Source organism: Kocuria sp. JC486 (assembly GCF_011602805.1).
Lineage (GTDB): Bacteria > Actinomycetota > Actinomycetes > Actinomycetales > Micrococcaceae > Kocuria > Kocuria soli.
In genome coordinates, this window is sequence record NZ_JAAOZS010000003.1 from 55,335 (window position 1) to 76,971 (window position 21,637).

The window sequence follows — 21,637 nt, forward strand, 5'->3', positions numbered from 1 at the left end:
CATATCCCCACGACGTACAAGGAGCGTGAGCACGTGGCCTCAATCCTGGAGAAGGTGCTCCGGACCGGTGACAAGAAGGTGCTCAAGCGCCTCAAGGACTACTCCGACGCGATCAACTCGCTCGAGGACGGTTTCCGCGACTTCACCGACGCAGAACTGCGTGCCGAAACGGACTCCTTCCGCTCCCGGATCGAGGACGGCGAGTCACTGGACCGCCTGCTGCCGGAAGCTTTTGCCGTGGTCCGCGAGGCCTCCTCCCGGACGTTGGGCAAGCGACACTACGACGTCCAACTCATGGGCGGTGCCGCGTTGCACCTGGGCAACATCGCCGAGATGAAGACCGGCGAAGGCAAGACGCTCGTGGCAACGGCACCGGCCTACCTGAACGCGCTGTCGGGCAAGGGCGTGCACGTGGTGACCGTCAACGACTTCCTGGCGGGTTCCCAGGCCGAGCAGATGGGGCGTATCTACCGCTTCCTGGGCCTGGAGACCGGGACCATCCTGGCGGGCCAGGATCCTGCCACGCGGCGCAAGCACTACGCAGCGGACATCACGTACGGAACCAACAATGAGTTCGGCTTCGACTACCTGCGCGACAACATGGCGTGGAACGTCGACGAACTCGTCCAACGCGGCCACAACTTCGCGATCGTTGACGAGGTCGACTCGATCCTCATCGACGAATCCCGTACACCTCTGATCATCTCGGGCCCGGCCTCCGGTGATGCGAACCGCTGGTACTCCGTCTTTGCGAACCTGGTGCAGCGCCTGGACCTGGACGAGGACTACGAGGCTGACGAGAAGAAGCGCACGGTCTCCGTCCTGGAAGGCGGCATCGACAAGGTCGAGGACTGGCTGGGTATCGAGAACCTCTACGACACCGCCAACACCCCGCTGATTGGCTTCCTCAACAACGCGCTCAAGGCCAAGGAACTGTTCCAACGGGACAAGGACTACGTGGTCATGAGCGGTGAAGTGCAGATCGTCGACGAGCACACGGGTCGTATTCTCAAGGGCCGCCGCTACAACGAAGGTGTTCACCAGGCGATCGAGGCCAAGGAAAAGGTCGAGGTCAAGCCCGAGAACCAGACGATGGCCACCGTCACCCTGCAGAACTACTTCCGTCTCTACGACAAGCTCGCGGGCATGACCGGTACCGCGGAGACCGAAGCGGCCGAGTTCATGAACACCTACGAACTCGGTGTGGTCGCCATCCCGACCAACAAGCCGATGATTCGTCAGGACAAGACGGACCTGGTCTACAAGGACGAGGTCCGCAAGTTCGCCGCCGTCGTTCAAGACATCGAGGAGCGGTACAAGACGGGTCAGCCTGTCCTGGTGGGCACCACGTCCGTGGAGAAGTCCGAGTACCTCTCCAAGCTGCTGTCCAAGCGTGGGGTCCGGCACGAAGTACTCAACGCCAAGAACCACGCTCGTGAGGCAGCGATCGTCGCGCAGGCGGGACGTAAGGGTGCCGTCACGGTGGCCACCAACATGGCCGGGCGCGGCACCGACATCATCCTGGGTGGCAACGCCGAGGCCATGGCCATCGAACGCATGAAGGAAAAAGGCCTGGACCCCGAGCGGGATCTGGAGGGGTACGAGGCGGCGTGGCCGGCCGTGCTCGCTGAGGCCGAGCTCGAGATCGGCGATGAGCACCAGGAGGTCCTGGATCTTGGTGGTCTGTACGTGCTCGGCACCGAACGGCATGAATCCCGGCGTATCGACAACCAGCTCCGTGGCCGCTCCGGACGTCAGGGGGATCCGGGGGAGTCGCGCTTCTACCTGTCCCTGACCGACGACCTCATGCGCCTGTTCAACGCGGGCGGTGCGGCTCGCCTCATGGCCAACGCGGCGGACGACTCGGCCCTGGAATTCCGCATCGTCTCCCGCGCCATCGCCTCGGCCCAGAACCAGGTCGAGGGCCGGAACACGGAACAGCGCAAGAACGTGCTCAAGTACGACGACGTTCTCAACCGCCAGCGCAAGGCCATCTACGAGGACCGACGCCGCATCCTGGAGGGTGACGACCTCAAGGAGCAGATCCAACAGTTCCTCACCGACGTGGTGGGCTCGATCGTCGTGGACCGGACCAGCGCAGGGCACCCGGAGGACTGGGACCTGGAAGGTTTGTGGGAGGCACTTGGACTGGTGTACCCGGTGGGCGTCACCGCGGACGAACTCATCGAGGAAGCGGGCGGTCGCGAAAAGCTCACCACCGGGTTCCTGCGCGAGCAGATCGTCTCCGACGCCCAGGTGGTGTACGAGGAGCGCGAGGAGTCCGTGGGCTCGGAGGCCATGCGGAACCTGGAACGCCGCGTCCTGCTGTCCGTCCTGGGGCGGAAATGGCCCGAGCACCTCTACGAGATGGACTACCTCAAGGACGGTATCGGTCTGCGGGCCATGGCCCAGCGTGACCCGTTGGTCGAATACCAGCGCGAAGGCTTCACCATGTACGAATCCATGATGGGTGCCATTCGCGAGGAAACCATCACATACCTGTTCAACATGGACCTGTCCAAGCAGCGCGCGGGCACGGGCGGGGCGGTGTCCGTCAACGTTCCTAAGCAGCCCAAGTTCCTGCAGTTCTCCGCCCCGGACGAGGACGGCGACGTCGACGTCCACACCGAGCCCAACACCACGGTCGCGGCGGACGGTCAGTCGGAGGGCGACGGGCGGGCGGACTCCCCGTCGGAAGCACCCACGGAATCCCCGCAGGACAAGGTGTCCACCGACGCCGATGCCGCAACGGCCCAGCCGAGGTCTCGCGCGGAACGCCGTCAGGCCGAAGCGGCTGCCAAGCGCAAGGGCACCAAGCGTCGTTCCCGCAAGGGCAAGTGAGGCTCAGCCGATCTCCAGGACCGTGACACGCCATGCGAGTTCGGGCCGTTCGGCCCGGATGACCAGGGCGCGGGTCCGGGCGTCGTCGCGAATCACCAGGGCGACCTCGTAGACACCCTCAGTCACGTGGCACACACGCTGCCGCAGGACCTCGGAGTGCCGGTGCGTTGCGTGGACCGGAGCCTGCGGCGGCTCCAGCAGACGGCGCTGCTGCAGTACACCAGAGCGTCGGCGAAGTTTGTCCACGATTTCCGGTGTGGTCCAGCGCAGCAGCTGGGCGGCGGGCCGGGTACCGGCCATGACTTCCAGCGCGGCGACCGCCACTGCTCGGGTCAGAGCGGTGACTCGTTCGCGTTCCGTCCCCAGTGCGAAGGTGGTCGCTGCCTGCTGTCGTCCCCGCCAGACGTACCCGTGCTGCTGGGTGCCTGCTGCTTCACTGCGAGCGAAGATGGACATGTCGGGCTCCTCGGAGTCATCGGAACATTCGGGGTACTGGGAGTTTTCGGGGTTTCGAACTGATCGGTCGGCGTTGTCGAAGTATTCGGTGGCGGGTGGACGGACGGTGATGAACGGTTGCGGCTCTCAGGCCCCGGACGGATGCAAGGAGTCAGGAACCGTCAGCACCGTTCCGGCCTGAAGCAGGTCGGGATCCGGGACCTGGGCGGCGTTGGCTTTCCACAATTCGGGCCAGGTGGCTGCGATCTGGGCCGCGTCAGCCTCCGGCCCCAGCAGATCAGCGGTGATGGACCACAAGGACTCTCCGCCGCGAACCGTGACCGTGCCTTCGACCACCCTGTCGGCACCGGCGTGGGTGTCCTGGGCGGGGCGGGACGGGAACGTGTCTCCCCTGGACGGGGCCGGTGGGGCGGTGGGGGAACCGGCGGTTGCATTGGGGTGGTCGTCGCCCGTGTGCCCGGTCTGTCCGCCCCCGGCGGGTTCCTGGCTGCTCCAGAACGGGGACGGCACGGCGGTCGATGACTCCTCGGGCACTCCTGTGTCGCGCTGCTCGTGCGCGGGGTCCTCGACCGCGGTCACCACGGGCTGTTCGGCGTGAGCCGCCGTGCCCTCGAGTACGGAGTTCAGGCCCAGGGCGGCCAGGCCCAGGATCACGGGAGTACCGGGGGAGTACAGGTCCAGCGGAGACTCGTGCGAGTCACGCCCGTCGTCGCCGACTGGTGGCGGCGGTGGTGTGAAGCGATGTGCTGATCGCGGAGTCACCGTGCACCTCAACTCTCGTCGTCTGAGCGGTCCGTGCGTCGGATGACGTCACGGCAACCAAGTGTCATTTGATGGTGATTGATTGCATTTGATGTTGTTCAAGAGCATGAGCGCACGTTCGATCTCAGTCAATAGCCGAGGGGTGACTTCTTGTTGTGTGGCGTAAAGTGACGGAGGCCACTTGAGATTCCGGGTGTGGGGCAGAACAGGGGAAGCGATGCGTTGGGACGACTTGTTCGCCGACATGGAGGCGCAGCTGGCCGCGGAGCGATACCGCGGTGTGGAGATGGAGGCTGCCGAACTCACCCGCGCGGAGACCGCCGAGGCGCTGTTGGAGGATCGTTTCGGTGCGCACCTGGGATCTCCTGTCCGGATCTCCCTGCGCGGTGGTCGGGGCCTGGACGGGTTCGTGGCCTCCGCCGGCGCGGGGTGGGTGGTGCTTGAGGAGCAGGGCCATGAAACGCTCGTTCCGCTCGCGGCCGTCGACTGGATCGAAGGTTTGGGTGTGCGTCGGCAGTCACCGGAGCATCGGCGTCGTCTCGGGTTGCCACACGCCATGCGCGCCCTGGCAACGGCACGCGCAGCCGTGCAACTGCATCTGACGTCCGGGCCTTCGGTTGTTCTGGAGGGAACCATCGACCGTGCGGGGCGTGACCACCTGGACCTGGCCCTTCACCCGTCGGATGAATATCGACGACGGCGCTCCGTACGTTCGATTCGAACGGTGCCCTACGGGGCGGTCGCGTGCGTGGTGGCACGGAACGTGGGGGACGGGCCCGACTCGGTCTGAGTGATGTGTCAGGCCACGGGCCGCCCGGCAGGGCGCCGGTCGCCGAAAGTGAGATCACTTGCCGTCCTGGCCGGCGGGTGATCAGTCGAGCGAGACGCCCGAGTGGATCGCTTTCGCGGTCTCCTGGTGCTTCTGCTGCACCCATTCCTCGAAGACGCTGATCTGGATGCGCCACTGGCCGCGGCCACCGATCTGGATGGCGGGCAACTCGCCGGAGCGCACCATGGCTCGCACCTGAGCGGGGGAGGCGCTGAGAATCTCCGCCACGTCCGCCAGGGTGTAGAACTGGGCGTTTGCCACGACTTCTCCTTCTGGGGCCGGCGGACGTACTGGGCCTGCTGCGAATGGTTGGTCACCAGTGTGCCACCGACGGGTCCTCGTCCTTGGTTGTCCACAGGATCACATGCAAACGCGTCCTTCTGCGGATTGTTGCGTCGGCTGCGTCCACAGATTGACCGACGGTGTTCCGAGGAACTGTTGACGTGGGCCAGGATGACCACGCGAGTGTCCGTGCACGGGCCATCGGACAGCTGGTGGCTCGCTACGTGAGGAGAGCGTTGTGCCCAGTGGATCGAACAGCCGAACCGGGGTCTCCTCGGCTGCGCACGCCGGGGAGCCTTCCTCGTCCGGCAGGTTCCGCAAACCGGGCTGGAAGGAACCGCGTCTGCTGATCGGGTTGGGGCTCGTCCTCGCCTCGGTCGCCGGCACCACGGCCACGTTGGCCCTCACGAGCGTCACCCAACCGCATGTCGTGGCCACGCGCGACCTGGAAGTCGGGACGAAGGTGACGGCTGACGACTTCCGGACGGTCGACGTCCGGTTGGAGGGTGTGGAAGGGTCCTACCTCCAGGACGTTGACGCGTTGGAAGAGGGGACCGTGGTCCTTGCCAGTGTGCCCAGTGGCCAGCTGGTACCGAGCGCCGCGTTGGGAGCGGCCGAGGACCTGGACCGTCGCCCCATGGGCATACCGCTCACGGCTGCGCTGCCCAGCGGCACGGGTGCCGGTGACACCGTGGACCTCTGGGTCTCCGAACGTGAGAACACCGGGCGAGGCTGGGGTGAAGCAGAACAGGTACTCGAGGGGGCGGAGCTGGCCTCCGTCGACGAGGCCACCGGAACCCTGGGTGCTGGGCAACAACTGACGGCGCAGGTGCTGGTCGAGGAGGGCGACGTCTCCGACGTCGTCGACGCCCTGGCCAGTGAATCCCGGATCACACTGGTTCCCCACATCGGCGGTGGCCGGTGAGCGTCCCGCTGACGAGCGTCGGCGCGACGGCGGATCTCCTGGGGCAGGAGATCGACCGTTTGCACGGACCCGTGACGCTTGTCCGGCGATCGGCCGATCTGGCGGAGGTTCTGTCCGTGACCCGCTCCGGTCTCGCGCGGGCGGTCCTCGTCGCGGAGGGTGCCGAGGAGTTCGTGCCCGAAGCCATGGACACCCTTCTGGCGGCGGGCGTCGTGGTAGCGGTCGTCGAAGGCTTCGACGACGACCGCATGGTCGCCGCCGGGGCTGTCTTCGTCCCGGTCGACGCCGATGCCCGTGAAGCCGCCGAGATCCTGAGCGATGAATCGCAGCGAATCACGCGGCTCAGAGGGGCCGCACCCGGGGCGCCGACCGCGGAGCCGACGGCGGCCGTTTCCGCGGGCGCCCCGCAGGAGTCGGAGGGGGCCCTCGGTCCCGGAGACGACATCGGCATCGGAGAATCGCTGCTCCTGTCCACGGATGACCACTTTTCGAACGGCGGCAAGCGGATCGACGACGGGGCCCGGTCCCGCGTGGTCGTCGTCTGGGGGCCGCACGGCTCGCCCGGGCGGAGCACCGTCGCCGTCAACCTGTCCGCCGAACTCGCGGCGCAAGGTCACCGGGTCACGCTGATCGACCTGGACACCTGGGGTCCCTCCGTGGCCAGCCTGTTGGGGTTGTTGGACGAGGCCGCCGGAGTCTCCCTGGCCTGCCGAGCCGCGGATCGGAACAGCCTGGATCCGGCGGCGCTCGATCGAGCGGCGGTCCGGGTCGACCTCGGTCGGAGCCACATCGATGTCCTGACGGGGTTGACCCGACCCGACCGGTGGCCGGAACTTCGTTCGGGTTCGGTGCGCAGACTCCTTCATGCCTGCCGAGCTTTCGGTGAGGTCACACCCCCGGGGGAGGAGGATGCCGCGGCGCAGCAGCCTGTGATCGTCGTGGACATCGGGTTCAGCCTCGAAGAGGACGAGGAGCTGAGTTTCGATTCCGAGGCGCCGCGGCGGAACGCGGCAACGCTCACAGCATTGGAGGAAGCCGATCTGGTACTGGCCGTCGTGAACGCCGATGTCCTGGGGCTGCCCAGGGCGGCGAAGTCCCTGCCGTCACTCATGGAGGCCACGACCGCATCCGTCGTCGTGGTCGCCAACAAGGTCCGCAAGGCTGCGGCCGGGCGTTCACCGCGAGCCGCCGTACGGGAGGCGTGGGCCGCCATCGGTGCCCCGGCCCCGATCAGCGAGTTCCTGAGCTTTGACCCGGCAACGGTGGACCAGGCCGCATTGGACGGGTCGGTGCTGTGCGAAGCTGCCCCGAACTCGGCATTGCGGCGCGAGCTGGAGTCCCTGTCGCAGCATGTCAGCGAACGCTTGGCGGGTCAGGACGTGGCGGATGCCGAGGAGGAAGTTGTGACGGAAACAAAGTTCGGCCGACGCCTGAGCGGCTGGCTCCGCCGGTGATAGCCTGCCAACGGACCCGGCGCCGCCGGTGACCCTGCCCGTCAGCAACCCGGAAGGGACGCGCCGTGCCTCAGTCGGTCGCCCGTGAACGCCTCGAACTCTCGGACCGGGCCGTCGAGCATCTTCACCTGTTGATGGCGGAATCCCAGATCCTGGCGGATCTCGGGATGGGCGATGTCATGATCACGGTGCCGGTGGCCCTGGCGCCGGGGCCGCGGCCGCAACCCGCCGTGGGAACGGCCATGCGCGTCGGGTCGCACACCAGGCCCGCGACAGCGCAGACCATGTACGTGGACGATCAGCCCAACCGTGAGGTCGACGACGACCTGGCCGAGTTCCTGCGCGAAGCCTGGGGGCGGGAGACCCTGACCGTCAAGCGCGACAACGTCACGCACCGCCAGGTCATGGCCGTGCCGGTGACCTGCGACTCGCACACGCTGGGGGTCCTCTCCCTGCACACCGACGGACCCGAGGACGGGTTGTCCCGCATGGACCTGTTCTACCGGGACAGTGCCCTGGACCTGATGCGCATGGCTCGGGTGGGGGCTTGGCCGACTCCGGGGCTTCCGACCGCCCCGGGGCGGGGTGCGCCGCGCGTGGGGGACGGGGTCATTCGCCTCGATGCCCGGGACCGGGTGAGTTTCATGTCTCCGAATGCCGTCTCGGCGGTCAACCGCCTGGGGTCGTCCCCGAAGGTGATGGGCGAATTCCTGACGGACGTCCTGGCGTCCGTGCTGCCCAAGGGCCAGCAGGTGGACGAGGTGCACATGGGTGTGCTGCGCGGCCGCATGGCCAACTACGCGGAACTGCGCCGGGGCCGGGCCGCCGTCATGTTCCGCTCCATCCCGCTCAAGTTCGACGACGACCGACTCGGCGCGATCTTGCTCTGCCGCGACGTCTCCGAGCTACGTCGTCGGGAACGGGAACTGGACTCCAAGGACGCGACCATCCGCGAGACCCACCACCGGGTCAAGAACAGCCTGCAGACGGTTTCCGCCATGCTGCGCATGCAGACCCGGCGCGCCGAGAGCGAGGAAGCCCGCCGGGGTCTGGCGCAGGCCACGGGGCGCGTGGACACGGTCGCGATGGTCCACGACGCCCTGTCGCAGATGTCCGAGGCGGCAGTGGACTTCGACGCGTACTTCTCCCGGCAACTGCGCACGATCGTGGACCTGGCGGCCACGGAAGGTGCGGTGGAACCTGTGCTTGAGGGCAGTTTCGGGGAACTCCCGGGACGCATCGTCACCCCACTGGCGCTGGTGCTCAACGAAGTCGTGACCAACGCCGTGGAGCACGGGCTCGGCGGGCGGGGCGGAATGGTGACGGTGACCGCACAGCGGCGTCGTCCAGAATCCACGGAGCCCGATCCGAGCACCGGGGGAGTTGAGTCCGGAGCCGAACCGTCCGAAGAACTCGTGGTCACGGTCTCCGACGACGGCGCCGGGCTGCCGGCGGACTTCCCCGTCGGCCGGTGGGCCGCCGACGAGAAGACGGAACCTCGGCTCAAGCCGCGCGGACTCGGATTCAGGATCGTGCGGAACCTGGTCCTGGGTGAACTCGACGGCGCGATCACCTGGGGGCACAGACAAGGAGGCGGCACGACCGTCGAAACGATCGTGCCGCTCTACACAGACTCCCGATGAGGCCTGGTCAAGCTCCAAGGCTCAGAGCAGGGGACTCAGACCAGAAAGCTCAGATCAGGAGGCCCGGCGCGCCCGCGCGTTGCGGCGCTTGAGGGCCCGACGCTCGTCCTCGCTCATGCCACCCCACACTCCGGCGTCCTGGCCGGAGGTCATGGCCCAGCTCAGGCACTCGTCCATGACGGCGCAGCTACGGCACACGGCTTTGGCTTCTTCGATCTGAAGCAGGGCGGGGCCGGTGTTTCCGACCGGGAAGAACAGCTCAGGGTCCTTCTCGAGGCAGGCTGCGCGAGAGCGCCAATCCATCAGCGATGGCTCCTTTCGAATGCGCTCCCGACGACGGGCATGACAGATCACGCCGAATTTTCGTGGGATGCGCCAGTGGCACGAGGTAGACGCGAACCGACCAGAGGCCACGTCTGAAAACTTGCCTAGACTTTGGCATGTGAACACAGCGTGAACAAGGGGTTTGGGAGGTTCGTCACATCACTTGACGCCCCTGCGTGTGGGCCTGTGTGTAGGGTCGACGCAGACCATTGCCTCGAGGAGAGTTCCGTGCCCCCCACCGTGTCCAGCCTGAACCCTGACGACGGTCGCCGCCCGAGCGTTCGTCCCCAGGCCCTGGTACCGCTCGTGATGATCGTGGCAGTCCAGGCGTTGGTCCTGGGAATCGGGGCGGCCTTCATGCTCTACGCGATGGTCACGGGTGAGGTGTGGTCCGTTCCCGGTGCGATCTTCCTGACCGTGGTCTTCGGCGGTGGCTGCCTGTGGCTTACGAATGCGGCGCGGGGTCTGTGGCACGGCAAACGCTGGCCGCGGGCCGCGGCTTTCACCGCGCAGTTGTTCTCCTTGGTCGCGGCCGGTGCCATCGTGCGTCCGTTCAGCACCCTGGGTGCCGTGGCGTTGGCGGTGGCTGCGGTGGTCGCCATGTTGTGCCTGTTCACCCGGCCCGTCGTGGACTGGACCACGCAGGAGGTCCGTGCGGACCTCCGGTGAATCGCGCGCTGATGTCGTCGTTGGCGACGCGGCCCGCGTGAATGGGCTCACGCCGCCCGTCGCGCGTGGGGTGCCCGCCGGGCGCGGCGGACTCCGGTACTTTTGGGCATAATGCCGAACTGGTGCCCGTGCGCGCCTGCAAAGAACCCCCCGGAGATCCGCCAGGTGATCTGCCAGCGGGGGAAGACGTCTTGGGAACGGAGTCAACGTGAACGCTGATCTTGTCGTGGTCGGGTCGGGCCTTTTCGGTCTGACGGTCGCCGAACGGGCTGCCAACGAACTGGGGCTGAAGGTCGCGATCATCGACCGCCGCCACCACATCGGCGGCAACGCCTACTCGGAGAAGGAAGAGCGCACGGGGATCGAGGTCCACCGCTACGGTGCGCACCTGTTCCACACCTCCAACGAGCGCGTGTGGGAGTACGTCAACCGGTTCACGGATTTCACCAACTACGTCCACAAGGTCTACACCCGCCACAACGGCGAGGTGTTTCCCATGCCCATCAACCTGGGCACGATCAACCAGTTCTTCCGCTCGGCCTACGGCCCGGGTGAGGCCAAGGCGCTCATCCAGGAGCAGGCCGGTGAACTCGCCGGCACGGATCCCCAGAACCTCAACGACAAGGGCATCCAGCTGATCGGGCGCCCGCTGTACGAGGCGTTCATCAAGCACTACACCGCCAAGCAGTGGCAGACCTCCCCGGAGGAGCTGCCAGCGTCGATCATCACCCGCCTGCCCGTGCGGTACACCTACGACAACCGCTACTTCAACGACAAGTACGAAGGCCTCCCGGTGGACGGCTACACGGCCTGGTTGGAGCGGATGGCGGAGCAGCCGAACATCGAGGTCCACCTGGACACCGACTTCTTCGACGACTCCCACGAGTTCTCCAAGGCCAACGTCGTCGGGCAGGTACCCGTGGTCTACACCGGTCCGGTGGACCGCTACTTCGACTACGCCGAAGGCGATCTGTCCTGGCGCACGATCGACCTCGAGGAAGAGGTCCTGGAGATCGAGGACTACCAGGGCTGCTCGGTCATGAACTACCCGGACGCCGATGTCCCGTTCACCCGCATCCACGAGTTCCGCCACTTCCACCCGGAGCGTGACTACACCAAGGACGCCACCGTGATCATGCGCGAGTTCTCGCGGTTCGCGGAGAAGGGTGACGAGCCCTACTACCCGGTGAACACTTCCGTGGACCGGCAGAAGCTGCTGGCGTACCGCGACCTCGCTGCCGGGGAGTCCTCCGTCCTGTTCGGCGGTCGACTGGGCACGTACAAGTACCTGGACATGCACATGGCCATCGGCGCCGCGTTGTCCATGGTGGACAACAAGATCGCCCCGCACTTCCAGGGCGGAAACAAGATCCAGAGCGGAGGAATCGACGCGTGAGCGAGCAGACCGCAGAACAGCATGAAAGCCAGGCCGACGCCCAGGGCTACCTGTCCAAGATCTCCAACGAGGTCGAGGAACAGGGGCAGGCGTTGCGCGAGGTGGCTCGGGTGGTCCTTCCGGCCAACCAGGACCTGGATGCCCTGCCGCTGTACGTGGATGGGCCCTTGCAGCGTGAGAGCAGCAACTCCGGGGCCGGCGAGGTCGCGGAGCACCCGGACGACATCCTCTCCCGGCGCTCCATGAAGATCCGCCCAGGACGTCGTGTGTCCTTCGGCTCCTACTTCAACGCGTTCCCCGCCTCCTACTGGCGGCGTTGGACCTCGGCCGAGAAGGTCGTGCTCTCGGTGTCCACCGAGGGCTCCGGCTCTCTGATCGTCTACCGTTCCAACGCCCGCGGTATTTCCCAGCGCGTCGAGGACCGTCGTCTCAAGGGCACGGACACGAGCGAGTTCGAGCTGACCCTGGCGCCGTTCGGCGACGGCGGCTGGTACTGGTTCGACCTGATTGCCGACGACGAAGGCATGACCCTGACCTCCGCGGCCTGGTCCGTGCCGGACGACCGCCCCGCGGGTACCGTGACGCTGGGTGTGACCACGTTCAACCGTCCGGACTACTGCGTCAACACGATCAAGACGATCGCCGGCGCGGACGGATTCGACCAGGTCCTGGACGAACTGATCATCGTGGACCAGGGCAACAAGCTGGTCGAGGACGAGGCCGACTTCCCCGAGGCGCAGGCCGCCATGAACGGCAAGCTGCGCGTGATCCGCCAGGGCAACCTGGGTGGCTCGGGTGGCTTCTCCCGCAACATGTACGAGGTGGTCCAGGGCCGTGAAGACGGTTCCAAGTCCGACTACGTGCTGATCCTGGACGACGACATCCTGCTGGAGACTGAAGGCGTGCTGCGCGCCGTCGCGTTCGCGGACTTCTGCCGGACCCCCACCATCGTGGGCGGGCACATGTTCGACATGTACAACCGCCCCCTGCTCAACGGCTACGCAGAAGTGGTCAACAAGCACCGCTTCCTGTGGGGCCCCATCGAGGGTCTGGGCGGCGTCGACTTCTCCGAGGCCGGCCTGCGGTCCCGTCGCATGCTGCACCGCCGCTGGGACGCCGACTACAACGGTTGGTGGATGTGCCTGATCCCGCGCGTGGTCCTGGAAGACGTGGGACTGTCGCTGCCGGTGTTCATCAAGTGGGACGACTCCGAGTACTCCCTGCGCGCCGCGGAAGCCGGGTACCCCACGGTGTCCCTGCCCGGCGCGGCCGTGTGGCACGTGTCCTGGATGGACAAGGACGACGCCGTGGACTGGCAGGCCTACTTCCACGAACGCAACCGGCTGATCGCGGCACTCCTGCACTCGCCGTTCCCGCGCGGCGGCCGCATGATCCGCGAGTCCTACAACGTGGACACCAAGCACACGCTGTCCATGCAGTACTACGCGGCATCCACGGTGCTCATGGCCATCGAGGACGTGCTTAAGGGCCCCGAGGGCCTGCACGGGATGATCGGCTCCAAGATGCCGGAGATCCGGGCCCTCAAGGACCAGTTCTCCGATGCCCAGTTCAGCAAGGACCTGGGCGAGTTCCCGGCGGCCAAGAAGTCCAAGCCCTCGAAGCGCGTGGGCCCGCCCAAGCCGCCCACTTACCGTGGACTGCTGCCCTGGGCCGCCAAGACCGTGGTCAAGCAGATCGGACTGCCCGTTCGGGAGCTGTCCAAGACCAACCCGGAGGAGTACGTGGCGCACCAGGACGGCAAGTGGTACCACTTGTCCACCCTGGATTCCGCGGTGGTGTCCAACGCGGACGGCACCGGGGCGGCGTGGCACAAGCGCGACCCCAAGGCCGTGCGTGACCTGCTGGCCCGCAGCGCCAAGCTCCACACGGAACTGCTCTCCCGCTGGGACTCCCTGGCCAAGCAGTACCAGGAAGCTCTGCCGCAGATCACCTCGCCGGACGCTTGGGCCAAGACCTTCCAGGCGAACCCTCCGGCGGATCCCAAGAAGTGATCGACCCGCAGGGTTGACCCCATGGCCGACCGCCAGACCTGGCGGTCGGCCATGCGCATGAAGATTTTGACGAAGACGAAGACGAAGACTGAAGTCCAAGGAGCAAGGATGAGTACATCCGCGCCGGAGTTGATGACCCCGGGCAAGGGCAGGGGCCTGCTGGACGTGTTCCGCAACCGCTATCTGCTGCGTCTGGTCGTGGACAAGGAGATCCAGATCCGGTACCGGGGCACGGTGCTGGGCCTGCTGTGGTCGTACCTGAAGCCGGCCGTGCAGTTCGGTGTCTTCTACATCGCCATGGGTATTTTCCTGGAGCTCAACAAGGGCCTGGAGAACTATGCGATCTATTTGTTCTCCGGAATTGTCTTGATCAATTTCTTCGGAGAGATCTTCGGTAATTCTTCTCGGTCGATCACGGACAACGGGGGATTGCTCAAGAAGATCTACCTCCCCAGGCAGTTGTTCCCGGTGTCCAACTTGTTCGTGGCGCTGGTGCATTTCGTACCGCAGCTGCTGATCCTGTTGATCGCCTGTCTCGCCTCCGGCTGGCACCCGAATTTCAAACAGTTCCTGTGCATGATCGCGGGCTGCGTGATTGTGGCGGTCTTCGCACTGGGACTGGGCATGATCTTTGCCACCTTCAACGTATTCTTCCGCGATGCCGAGAATTTCGTGGACATGATCATGATGGTGGCCACCTGGGCCTCCCCGGTGCTTTACCTGTTCACCATGGTCCAGGACAAGATGCCGGCCTGGTTCTACTACATTTATTTCGCCAATCCGCTCACGGTGGCCGTTGAACTGTTCCATTACGGGTTCTGGCTCCCCTCCACGGAGCTGTGGCAGCACTGGCACGTGCCCGCCCATCTGATGACCATTTGGACGCCCGTTGCCCTGTTGATCGCCTTCGGCACCCTGTTCCTCGGCGATTTCCTCTTCCGCCGCTACGAGGGCAACTTCGCCCAGGAGCTCTGAGAGACATGACAACCATTCCGTTCAAGAAGCCGGGCGTCACCTTCAGCGAGGAAACGGTGGCCATCCGATCGGACCACATGTCCAAGTGGTTCACCCTGCGGCACACGCGGTCCATCAAGGAAGCGGTCATGTGGATCGCCAAGGGCCGCAAGGGTGACCTGTCCGAGAAGTTCAAGGCCCTGGACGATGTCTCCTTCGACATCCACGACGGCGAAACCGTTGCCCTGCTGGGCTTCAACGGCTCCGGAAAGTCCACCACGCTCAAGATGATCTCCGGGGTCATGCACCCGGACGAAGGTTATGTGGGTACCCGCCGCAAGGTTGCGGGCCTGATCGAGGTCGGCGCGGGTTTTCACCCCGATCTCACCGGTCGCGACAACGTGTACCTCAACGGTGCGATCCTGGGCATGGACAAGGCCGAGATCGATTCCAAGTTCGACGACATCGTGGCCTTCTCCGAGATCGGGGAGTTCATCGACACCGAGGTGAAGTTCTACTCCTCGGGCATGTACCTGCGTCTGGCCTTCGCTGTCGCGATCCACACGGATCCGGAAGTCTTCCTGGTGGACGAGATCCTCTCCGTGGGTGACGAGCCCTTCCAGAAGAAGTGCATCAGCCGCATCAAGGACCTGGTGCGCCGGGGCAAGACGCTCGTCGTCGTCTCTCACGACCTGGACCTGATCATGGACATCTGTGAGCGCGGGATCGTGCTGGAACACGGGAAGATCGTCTACGACGGCCCCTCCGTGGGGGCCGTGGCCAAGCTGCGTGACCGCCCGGCGGCCGACGTGCAGCGTGAACAAAACGAGCGCGTGGAACGGCGGCTGTACTGGAAGCGCGACGAGCGCAGGAAGGCCGCCGAAGAAGCGGCTGCCAAGGGCGAGACCTACGTTCCGGAGTACGACCCCGAGCTGGACGACCCGGCCGATCTGGACGACCCCACCAAGGTCAAGCGCACCAAGGGGCTGTGAGCACGGGCCCGAGGATCGGCCATGGACCAGGACACGTCGGAAGGCCCCGGACCCGAAGGGGCCATCAGCGCGCTCGTCGATGCACTGCGGGGGGATGAGTCCATCGTGGCCGACACCGTCCGGATCCTCCTGGACACGGTGCCCGGGTACGACGACGTCTCGACCGACTCCCTGGAACGTTCGACCCGGCGCAACATCCGGCTGAGCACGCAGGTGATCCGCGACGGGCACGTACCGACCGGCGAGGACTTGACCGAGGCGGAGGAACTGGCCACGGAGCGGCTGGCCCAGGGGGTGTCGCTGGGCAGCGTGCTCTCCGGGTTCCGGGTCAGCATGTCCGTGATTCTCGAACGTCTGCTGGCACTGGCGCCCACACACGGGGTCACGGCCTCGGAGGCGTTGTCGTTCAGCACCGGACTGTGGGCGCTGGCCGACGCATTCTCCTCGAGAGCGCTGCGGGTCTACCAGGAACAGGGGATCGCGGCCGCGGCCGCGGATTCCGCTCGGAGACTGCAGTGGATCGTGGACGCCGTGGTGCGCGGGCATGAGCCGGTGGAACTGCGGCGCGGCGTCACCGCCTACGCGGTGCCCACGGATCGCGCGGTCCGCGCCTTCCACCTGACGCGTCTTCAGCAGGAGGGACTTGACCCCACGGGTCTGGTGCAGTTCGTCCTCGCGTCCGTACCCGGGGCATTGGCCGCACCGTACGGCTCGGCCGCGGTCGGCATCCTTCCCGACGAGGGCGCCGTCCCCCAGGTCCCGGTCGAGCTGCTCCTGGCCGTGGGGCCCGCCGTCGTGCCGGAGGACCTGCCACGCTCCTACCTGACCGCAACTCGGGTGCACGAAGCCGCCTTGGCCACGGGACTTGGCGGAGCTGTGGACCTCGAACGCCTGTCCTGGCGATCGGGTGTGGCAACCAGTCCGGACACCACCCGGGTCCTCGAGCAGCGCCTCCTGGCCCCGGTCCAAGCCCACGGAACGTTCGGCGACCTGCTCCTGGAGTCCTTGGCCGCCTACCTGGACAACGACCTCAACATCGCGCGGGCCGCGGCCGCCATCCCGGTGCACGTGAACACCCTGCGGTATCGACTGCGACGCTACGAGGACCTGACGGGGGTGGACACCCAGAACCTGAACACGGTCGTCGAAATCGCGTGGGTGCTGGCTGCCCGGAAGGGCATGAACCGTTCGCGGTGATGCACCAGCGGTCGTTGTAGATCAGCACAACCGTTCGGCTGCGCGCTTGCACTTTTGTCCGTGGCGTCCATCACAATGAACGAAGAAGCTGGGAGGAGACACCGCCCGGCAAGCAGTTCAGAGGAGGCCGCCATGACCCGAACCGACTCCGCGGGACCCGATCCGTCCGCAACCGACGTGGTGATCGTGGGCGGAGCCCGGACCCCGTTCACCCGTCTGCTCGGGGCACAGGCCTCCCTGCGGGCCACGGACCTGGGGGCGCACGCGATCCGCGCGGCCCTCGAGCGCTCCGGAGTGGACCCCTCCGAGGTGGACACGGTCATCATGGGGCAGGTGGTCCAGGCCGGATGCGGGCAGAACCCGGCGCGGCAGTCGGCCATCGCCGCCGGAATCGGATGGGACGTTCCCGCCCTCACGATCAACAAGGTGTGCCTGTCCGGCCTGACGGCCGTGATCGACGCCGCCCGGTTGATCCGACTGGGGGAAGCCTCCGTGGTCGTCGCGGGCGGCCAGGAGTCCATGACCAACGCGCCGCACCTGCTTCCCGGATCACGCGGCGGGCACAAGTACGGAACCGTCGGCATGCTCGACGCCGTGGCCCATGACGGACTGACCGACGCCATGACGGGTCAGGCCATGGGGGAGCTGACCGAGGAGGGCAACGCGCAGTTGGCCCTCGACCGACGCGAGCAGGACGACGTCGCCGCCAGATCCCATCAACGGGCCGCCGAAGCCCAGGCCGCCGGGGTGTTCGCCCAGGAGATCGCGCCGGTGGAGATTCCCCAACGCAAGGGTGACCCCGCCCTGGTGGAGCAGGACGAGGGGGTTCGTGCGGAGGCCACCGTGGAGTCCCTCGGAAAGCTGCGTCCCGCCTTCGGATCGGGCTCGGAAGCCTCCATCACCGCGGGGAACTCGTCCCCGCTGTCGGACGGTGCGGCCGCCGTCGTCGTCACCTCGCGTGCGACGGCGCAGGCACACGGGTGGGAGGCCCTGGCCACTGTGGGGGCGGCCGGGCAGGTGGCCGGGCCGGATTCCTCCCTGCACTCCCAGCCGTCGCGGGCCATTCAGGCGGCGGTGGACAAGACGGAATGGTCGGTTGCCGACCTGGATTTCGTGGAGATCAACGAGGCCTTCGGGGCGGTGGCCTGCCAGTCCTTGGTGGACCTGGACTATCCGCTGGAGCAGACCAACATCCACGGCGGAGCGATCGCTCTGGGCCATCCGATCGGTGCCTCCGGTGCCCGGTTGGTGCTGACCGCGGCCCTGGAACTGTCCCGGCGGGGGAGCGGCCGGGCCGCCGTCGCCCTGTGCGGAGGCGGGGGCCAGGGCGATGCGCTCCTGCTCAGCCGCTGAGCAGCCCTTACCACCCTCCGTGCTGTCTGAGCACGTGCCCGTCGAAAGGATCTGACCGTGACACTGGACAAGACCGTGGCCACCCCGGCCCAGGCCGTGGCCGACATACCCGACGGGGCCTCGCTGGCCGTCGGCGGATTCGGCCTGTCCGGGAACCCCATGCAGCTCATCCAGGCGTTGCTGGACCACGGCGCCAAGGACCTGAGTGTGGTGTCCAACAACTGCGGGGTGGACGACTGGGGCCTGGGCATCCTGCTCAAAGCCGGCCGGATCGCCAAGATGACCTCCTCCTACGTGGGGGAGAACAAGGAGTTCGCGCGGCAGTACCTAGAGGGCGAGCTGGAGGTCGAGCTGGTCCCGCAGGGCACCCTGGCGGAGAAACTGCGGGCCGGCGGATCCGGCATCGCGGCGTTCTTCACTCGCACGGGGGTGGGCACCCAGGTCGCGGACGGTGGGCTGCCCATGCGCTACGACGCCGACGGGAACGTTCTCAAGGCATCCTCGCCCAAGCCCCTCCACCCGTTCACCCCGGGCCCTGCAGCAGGACTGGAGGAACAACAGTATGTCCTGGAGGAAGCGCTGGTGACCGATTTCGCGCTGGTCCACGCCCTGAGGGGTGACCGCCACGGGAACCTGGTGTTCAACAAGGCGGCCCGGCAGTTCTCACCCCCGGCGGCCATGGCCGGTCGGGTGTGCATCGCCCAGGTGGAGGAACTCGTGGAACCGGGGGAGCTGGACCCGGACACGGTCCATCTGCCCGGCGTGTACGTCCACCGTGTCGTGGAAGTGGGGTCCCAGATCGACAAACCGATCGAGAAACGCACGGTCCGTCCCGCCACTGAGCACACCTCGGGAGGAGCAGAGTCATGACACAGCAGACCCACGACGCCGACACCACCCCGCCTGTCCGGCCCACCGGTTGGAGCAGGGACCAGATGGCGGCCCGTGCCACCCAGGAGCTTCCGGACGGTTCCTACGTGAACCTGGGGATCGGCATGCCCACGCTGATTCCCAACCACATCCCGTCCGGTCGCACGGTGGTGCTCCAGTCCGAGAACGGGATCCTGGGTGTGGGCCCCTACCCACGCGAGGAGCAGCTCGACCCCGACCTGATCAACGCCGGCAAGGAAACCGTCACGGTCCTGCCGGGGGCGGCCTTCTTCGATTCGGCGCTGTCCTTCGGGATGATCCGCGGCGGCAAGATCGACGTGGCCGTCCTGGGAGCCATGCAGGTCTCCGCCAACGGCGACCTGGCCAACTGGATGGTGCCCGGCAAGATGGTCAAGGGCATGGGCGGTGCCATGGATCTGGTGCACGGTGCGGGCAAGGTGATCGTGTTGATGGATCACTGCGCCAAAGACGGCACGCCCAAGATCCTGCCCACGTGCACCTTGCCCCTGACCGGGCGCGCCGTGGTCAACCGCATCATCACAGACCTTGCGGTCATCGACGTCGTCGGCACCGACGCCGACCCCCGCCTGGTCCTGGTGGAAACCGCCCCGGGTGTCACCCGTGAACAGGTTCAGGCCCTGACGGCCGTTCCGCTTTCGGACGCCTGACCCGGTCTCAATCCGCCGAACCCTCGCGAAACTCCCGCATCAGACCTCGATGCGCGAGTTTCGCGAGGGTTCGGCGGTGAATGATGGCGCCGGAGCGGTGGATCCTGTCTACGTGCTCAGTCCTCGACGCGGGTGAACAGATCGGTGCGCATGGCTGCAGGATCGCCTTCGGGGCTCGGTTCCGTCACGTAGACCTCCCACAGCGGGAACGTCGGCGTGTGTCCGGACTCCACCACGGCCTGCATGAACGCGCCCCATGCCTCGCCGAGACCGTCGTACCCGCCGATGTAGGTCGTGGCCACGACCTTGCCCGCAGGCAGTTCGGAGGCCACCAGCTCGTCAGGAAGTTCTTGCGGGACGCGGTCCACGGGAACACCGGCTTCGATGTCCACGGTTTCCGAAGGCATCCGTGTGTGCAGCCCGAACGCGGGTCCGACCGGTTGAATCCCCTGCGCGTCCAGCGCCGGGAAGATGCTGCGGAAGGTCGCGTCGTAGAAGCCCGACATCGCCTCCGGGGTCATGGGTAGGTCCTGCTCGCGGGCAACGACGGTGGGGGTCGCGACTGCATCGATTACGACGACGCCGTCGAACGGCTCCGGTGCGACGGAGGTGTTCATGTCGGACTCCTGGGGTGCGAGGCAGCTGCTGTCGACTGCGACTCTACGGCGTCCCGCGACCGCACCGGGAGGCCGTCACTCCGCTGAACCCTCGCGAAACTCCCGCATCAGGCCTCGATGCGCGAGTTTCGCGAGGGTTCAGCGGGGGGGGTACGGGGTCACCAGGGGGCCCGGACGTGGTCGGGGGTCAGGTCCTGGAACGACTTCACGCCCAGCAAGTGCATGGTCACCTCGACCTCCTGGGCCAAGATCTCGATGACCTTCATCACACCTTCCTGCCCACCGGCCATCAAGCCGTACAGGTACGCGCGGCCGATCAACGTGAAATCCGCACCCAGGGCCATGGCGATCACGATGTCTGTCCCGGACATGATGCCGGAGTCGTAGATCAACTCCACGTCCGGCCCCACGGCCGTCCGAATCTCCGGCAGCGCCCGCAGCGGAACCACCGTGTGGTCCAGCTGCCGTCCTCCGTGGCTGGAGACCACCAGGCCGTCCGCCCCGGAGTCGATGCACCGCTGCGCGTCGTCGGTGGTCAGGACACCCTTGACGAACAACCTGCCCGGCCAGGCCTTGCGGATCCATTCCAGGTCCGTCCAGCTCAGGGAGGGGTCGAACATCCCGTTGATCAGTTCGGGCAGGGAAGAGGCGGAATCCGAGAGGGAGGCGAAGGGCAGCGGATCCGTGGTGAGGAAGTTGAACCACCACTCCGGGCGGAGCGAGGCGTCGGCGACCGTCCGCAGGTTGATCCTCGGGGGAATGGTCATGCCATTGCGTGCATCCCGCAGGCGCAGTCCGGCCACGGGGGTGTCCACCGTGACCAACAGCGTGTCGAATCCGTTGGCCCAGGCCCGGTCGATCAGCTCCTGCGATCGCTCCCGGTCCTTCCACAGGTACAGCTGGAACCACCGCCGGCCCAGCCCGGAGGCCCGGGCCACCTCCTCCACGGACCGGGTGCCCATCGTGGACAGTGCGAACGGGATACCCGCAGCGGTGGCCGCGGCCGCACCGGCGTCCTCACCTTCGGAGTGCATGAAGCGGGTGAAGCCGGTGGGTGCGATCCCGAACGGCTGCGCGCTCACTCCTCCGGCGATGGTGACGGCCGGGTCCACGGTGGTTGCGCCCTTGAGGACGTTCGGCACCAAGGTGGTGTCCCGGAAGGCCTCGCGGGTCCTTGCCGCGGTGACCTCGGCCAGCGCGGCACCGTCCACGTAGTCGAAGGCGGGGCGCGGCGTCCGTCGTCGTGCAATGGCACGCAAGCCCTCCACGTCGGCGGCCTTGGCCAACCTCGCGGGACGCCGGTCCAGGGTGGGGCGGTCGAACTGCAACAGCGGCCGCAGTTCGGCGATGCGGGGGATTTGTCGTTGCAGCT

Annotated in this window: 20 protein-coding genes; 14 read left to right on the forward strand and 6 right to left on the reverse strand. The window is 66.6% G+C overall.

Features of this window, described 5'->3' with window-relative positions; all coding sequences use genetic code 11:
• The first annotated feature begins 33 nt into the window (after positions 1 to 33).
• On the forward strand, positions 34 to 2,841 hold the full coding sequence (secA, locus tag GWK18_RS02490) for a preprotein translocase subunit SecA (RefSeq protein ID WP_166832993.1): 2,808 nt from the start codon (positions 34 to 36) through the stop codon (positions 2,839 to 2,841).
• Positions 2,842 to 2,844: 3 nt separating this feature from the next.
• Here secA and GWK18_RS02495 read toward each other — a convergent pair whose 3' ends face one another.
• Positions 2,845 to 3,297, reverse strand: a complete 453-nt coding sequence (locus tag GWK18_RS02495; protein ID WP_166832995.1) for an Rv3235 family protein — start codon at positions 3,295 to 3,297, stop codon at positions 2,845 to 2,847.
• 126 nt (positions 3,298 to 3,423) lie between these two features.
• Positions 3,424 to 4,059 (reverse strand): LysM domain-containing protein, encoded by a 636-nt coding sequence (locus GWK18_RS13280; RefSeq protein WP_209280892.1) that lies wholly within the window; start codon positions 4,057 to 4,059, stop codon positions 3,424 to 3,426.
• Between the two features lie 217 nt (positions 4,060 to 4,276).
• Here GWK18_RS13280 and GWK18_RS02505 point away from each other — a divergent pair, with 217 nt between their 5' ends.
• Positions 4,277 to 4,849, forward strand: a complete 573-nt coding sequence (locus GWK18_RS02505; RefSeq protein WP_166832999.1) for a hypothetical protein — start codon at positions 4,277 to 4,279, stop codon at positions 4,847 to 4,849.
• A gap of 81 nt (positions 4,850 to 4,930) precedes the next feature.
• On the opposite strand, the gene GWK18_RS02510 is transcribed toward GWK18_RS02505, so the two are convergent.
• Entirely contained in the window at positions 4,931 to 5,149 is a 219-nt protein-coding gene (locus GWK18_RS02510) for a helix-turn-helix domain-containing protein (protein WP_123825473.1), read from the reverse strand.
• 259 nt (positions 5,150 to 5,408) lie between these two features.
• On the opposite strand from GWK18_RS02510, the gene GWK18_RS02515 reads away from it, so the two are divergent.
• The 3 genes from GWK18_RS02515 to GWK18_RS13380 all read left to right on the forward strand — a co-directional run bounded on the left by GWK18_RS02515 (position 5,409) and on the right by GWK18_RS13380 (position 9,192).
• A complete protein-coding gene (locus GWK18_RS02515) occupies positions 5,409 to 6,095 on the forward strand; it encodes an SAF domain-containing protein (RefSeq protein ID WP_166833001.1) in 687 nt (228 codons plus the stop codon).
• Positions 6,092 to 7,549, forward strand: a complete 1,458-nt coding sequence (locus GWK18_RS02520) for a P-loop NTPase (protein WP_166833003.1) — start codon at positions 6,092 to 6,094, stop codon at positions 7,547 to 7,549. Before GWK18_RS02515 ends, GWK18_RS02520 begins: the two co-directional genes overlap by 4 nt.
• A gap of 65 nt (positions 7,550 to 7,614) precedes the next feature.
• Positions 7,615 to 9,192 (forward strand): histidine kinase N-terminal domain-containing protein, encoded by a 1,578-nt coding sequence (locus tag GWK18_RS13380; protein WP_348535808.1) that lies wholly within the window; start codon positions 7,615 to 7,617, stop codon positions 9,190 to 9,192.
• A 54-nt stretch (positions 9,193 to 9,246) separates the two neighbouring features.
• On the opposite strand, the gene GWK18_RS02530 is transcribed toward GWK18_RS13380, so the two are convergent.
• Positions 9,247 to 9,495, reverse strand: coding sequence for a WhiB family transcriptional regulator (locus GWK18_RS02530; RefSeq protein ID WP_123825470.1), 249 nt, complete (start codon positions 9,493 to 9,495; stop codon positions 9,247 to 9,249).
• Positions 9,496 to 9,744: 249 nt separating this feature from the next.
• Here GWK18_RS02530 and GWK18_RS02535 point away from each other — a divergent pair, with 249 nt between their 5' ends.
• The 9 genes from GWK18_RS02535 to GWK18_RS02575 all read left to right on the forward strand — a co-directional run bounded on the left by GWK18_RS02535 (position 9,745) and on the right by GWK18_RS02575 (position 19,648).
• Positions 9,745 to 10,185 carry a hypothetical protein gene (locus GWK18_RS02535; protein ID WP_166833005.1) on the forward strand — a complete coding sequence of 147 codons (441 nt, stop codon included), beginning with the start codon at positions 9,745 to 9,747 and terminating at the stop codon, positions 10,183 to 10,185.
• Positions 10,186 to 10,393: 208 nt separating this feature from the next.
• On the forward strand, positions 10,394 to 11,581 hold the full coding sequence (gene glf, locus GWK18_RS02540; RefSeq protein WP_166833007.1) for a UDP-galactopyranose mutase: 1,188 nt from the start codon (positions 10,394 to 10,396) through the stop codon (positions 11,579 to 11,581).
• Between the two features lie 50 nt (positions 11,582 to 11,631).
• On the forward strand, positions 11,632 to 13,593 hold the full coding sequence (locus GWK18_RS02545; RefSeq protein ID WP_166833174.1) for a glycosyltransferase: 1,962 nt from the start codon (positions 11,632 to 11,634) through the stop codon (positions 13,591 to 13,593).
• Between the two features lie 108 nt (positions 13,594 to 13,701).
• The gene (locus GWK18_RS02550) at positions 13,702 to 14,568 is read left to right on the forward strand and encodes an ABC transporter permease (protein ID WP_166833009.1); all 867 of its coding nucleotides are present in this window, start codon (positions 13,702 to 13,704) and stop codon (positions 14,566 to 14,568) included.
• A 5-nt stretch (positions 14,569 to 14,573) separates the two neighbouring features.
• A complete protein-coding gene (locus GWK18_RS02555) occupies positions 14,574 to 15,539 on the forward strand; it encodes an ABC transporter ATP-binding protein (RefSeq protein WP_166833011.1) in 966 nt (321 codons plus the stop codon).
• A gap of 21 nt (positions 15,540 to 15,560) precedes the next feature.
• Positions 15,561 to 16,736 carry a helix-turn-helix domain-containing protein gene (locus GWK18_RS02560; protein WP_166833013.1) on the forward strand — a complete coding sequence of 392 codons (1,176 nt, stop codon included), beginning with the start codon at positions 15,561 to 15,563 and terminating at the stop codon, positions 16,734 to 16,736.
• Positions 16,737 to 16,868: 132 nt separating this feature from the next.
• Entirely contained in the window at positions 16,869 to 18,089 is a 1,221-nt protein-coding gene (locus tag GWK18_RS02565) for an acetyl-CoA C-acetyltransferase (RefSeq protein WP_166833015.1), read from the forward strand.
• Positions 18,090 to 18,146: 57 nt separating this feature from the next.
• Entirely contained in the window at positions 18,147 to 18,959 is an 813-nt protein-coding gene (locus GWK18_RS02570; RefSeq protein WP_166833017.1) for a CoA transferase subunit A, read from the forward strand.
• Positions 18,956 to 19,648 carry a CoA transferase subunit B gene (locus GWK18_RS02575; RefSeq protein WP_209280893.1) on the forward strand — a complete coding sequence of 231 codons (693 nt, stop codon included), beginning with the start codon at positions 18,956 to 18,958 and terminating at the stop codon, positions 19,646 to 19,648. The genes GWK18_RS02570 and GWK18_RS02575 overlap by 4 nt, the downstream gene beginning before the upstream one ends.
• A gap of 116 nt (positions 19,649 to 19,764) precedes the next feature.
• On the opposite strand, the gene GWK18_RS02580 is transcribed toward GWK18_RS02575, so the two are convergent.
• Positions 19,765 to 20,265: a GyrI-like domain-containing protein gene (locus tag GWK18_RS02580; protein WP_123825461.1), complete on the reverse strand. Its 501-nt coding sequence runs from the start codon at positions 20,263 to 20,265 to the stop codon at positions 19,765 to 19,767.
• 158 nt (positions 20,266 to 20,423) lie between these two features.
• The gene (locus GWK18_RS02585; protein ID WP_167739227.1) at positions 20,424 to 21,635 is read right to left on the reverse strand and encodes an alpha-hydroxy acid oxidase; all 1,212 of its coding nucleotides are present in this window, start codon (positions 21,633 to 21,635) and stop codon (positions 20,424 to 20,426) included.
• Between the last annotated feature and the right edge of the window lie 2 nt (positions 21,636 to 21,637).

Coding starts and splice junctions, on each gene's coding strand:
- GWK18_RS02495 (WP_166832995.1), bottom strand. CDS start 3,297: ATGTCCATCTTCGCTCGCAGTGAAGCAGCAGGCACCCAGCAGCACGGG.
- GWK18_RS02505 (WP_166832999.1), top strand. CDS start 4,277: ATGCGTTGGGACGACTTGTTCGCCGACATGGAGGCGCAGCTGGCCGCG.
- GWK18_RS02530 (WP_123825470.1), bottom strand. CDS start 9,495: ATGGATTGGCGCTCTCGCGCAGCCTGCCTCGAGAAGGACCCTGAGCTG.
- GWK18_RS02550 (WP_166833009.1), top strand. CDS start 13,702: ATGAGTACATCCGCGCCGGAGTTGATGACCCCGGGCAAGGGCAGGGGC.
- GWK18_RS02555 (WP_166833011.1), top strand. CDS start 14,574: ATGACAACCATTCCGTTCAAGAAGCCGGGCGTCACCTTCAGCGAGGAA.
- GWK18_RS02560 (WP_166833013.1), top strand. CDS start 15,561: ATGGACCAGGACACGTCGGAAGGCCCCGGACCCGAAGGGGCCATCAGC.
- GWK18_RS02565 (WP_166833015.1), top strand. CDS start 16,869: ATGACCCGAACCGACTCCGCGGGACCCGATCCGTCCGCAACCGACGTG.
- GWK18_RS02575 (WP_209280893.1), top strand. CDS start 18,956: ATGACACAGCAGACCCACGACGCCGACACCACCCCGCCTGTCCGGCCC.
- GWK18_RS02580 (WP_123825461.1), bottom strand. CDS start 20,265: ATGAACACCTCCGTCGCACCGGAGCCGTTCGACGGCGTCGTCGTAATC.